Source organism: Streptomyces sp. NTH33, from assembly GCF_003236365.1.
In the GTDB taxonomy this organism is placed as follows: Bacteria; Actinomycetota; Actinomycetes; order Streptomycetales; family Streptomycetaceae; genus Streptomyces.
Genome location: NZ_POTZ01000921.1, coordinates 1 through 1,183 on the forward strand (window position 1 = coordinate 1; position 1,183 = coordinate 1,183).

General features: G+C 66.4%; 1 protein-coding gene. It reads left to right on the plus strand.

What is annotated here, in order from left to right; all coding sequences use genetic code 11:
* Positions 1–836 precede the first annotated feature (836 nt).
* Positions 837–1,166 carry an ANTAR domain-containing protein gene (locus tag C1I97_RS37550; protein WP_111007322.1) on the plus strand — a complete coding sequence of 110 codons (330 nt, stop codon included), beginning with the start codon at positions 837–839 and terminating at the stop codon, positions 1,164–1,166.
* Positions 1,167–1,183: the final 17 nt, after the last annotated feature.

Consider the following 1,183-nt stretch of genomic DNA (forward strand, 5'->3'; position numbering starts at 1 on the left):
GCAGTGGCGTAGACACCCTCTGTGCTACCGAGAGGCCCTGCCTTCATGCCCCCGCGCGGCCACAATCACCTGAACAGCACGCCCGTACGGACCCCCCAGCCCCACACTCGGTTTCGAGAAGCCCTCTGAGCTCAAAGATCCCATGCCGTGGCGAGTACCCGATGCCGGCCCCGGCACGGTATCTGTGCACTCCTTGCGTCTGGCTGGTGCATCACACTGGGTGGCCCGCGTGTACCACGGCCCGACGGTTCCGGGTCGCCGCCAGCACCTCGTGCAGCGGTAGAGACAGCGTTGTGGCCAGTTCCGCGAGTTCTTCAGGCGTCGGGCGGATAGGTCCTTCGGCTCCGTCTTCGATGAACGCTTTGATGCGAGGGGCGCGGATTCTCGGCATGGCCACGGTGCACACCCGGATGCGCCCGTGCCTGCCGACTGACTGGTCACATGTGTCCCGTATGTTCGGTCTGTGCTGGGCCTGCTACTTTGCGGAATGGACTGCCTCGAGGACTGGATGGTGCGTAGGCCGCCGGCGGCGCGCCATGCTTGCGGTCGTCATCTGCATCTGGTCCACAGCACGAGGCAGTCATGTGGTCCGGCTGATCGGTCATCGCGGCACCTCGACGCGGTCTGATCATGTCGGTATGACAACTGACCACTGGGTTACCCGCCGCGTGCGGGGTTCGGAAGCCAGCCCCGTCGGGCTCTCCGAGTCCAGGCTCGGAGAGCTCAGCTCTTTCCAGCCAGTGCGCTGCGGCGTTCCCGCAGCGCAGGAGTGGGGAAAAGAGAAGCGGGCAGGCGGACACGTGTCCCCCGCTTCGCTGACACCTCCGGTGATACGCATGGCCTCCCCCGCGCCCCCTGGCCGAGAACCCAGCCCTGGACCCCGCGTCGACGGCCTCGTGCAGGAGGTCGAGCGGCTGCGGGCGGAAAATGAGCAGCTGCAGCGAGCGGTCGCCTCCCACGCGGTTGTCGATCAGGCCATCGGGGTCCTCGTGATGATGGCGAGGATCGGTCCGGAGGATGGGTTCACCGTGCTGCGCGAGGTCTCACAGCACACCAACACCAAGCTGTCCTCGATCGCCGAGCAGATCATCAAGCACGCGCAGGGCGCCGCTCTGCCTGAGACGATCCTGGCCGAACTCCACGCTGCCCTCGTCCGCAGGAGGTGATCAGGGCGGACGTGGAA

Excerpts from the sequence above, each read along its gene's own strand:
- C1I97_RS37550 (WP_111007322.1), top strand. The coding sequence starts at position 837 with ATGGCCTCCCCCGCGCCCCCTGGCCGAGAACCCAGCCCTGGACCCCGC.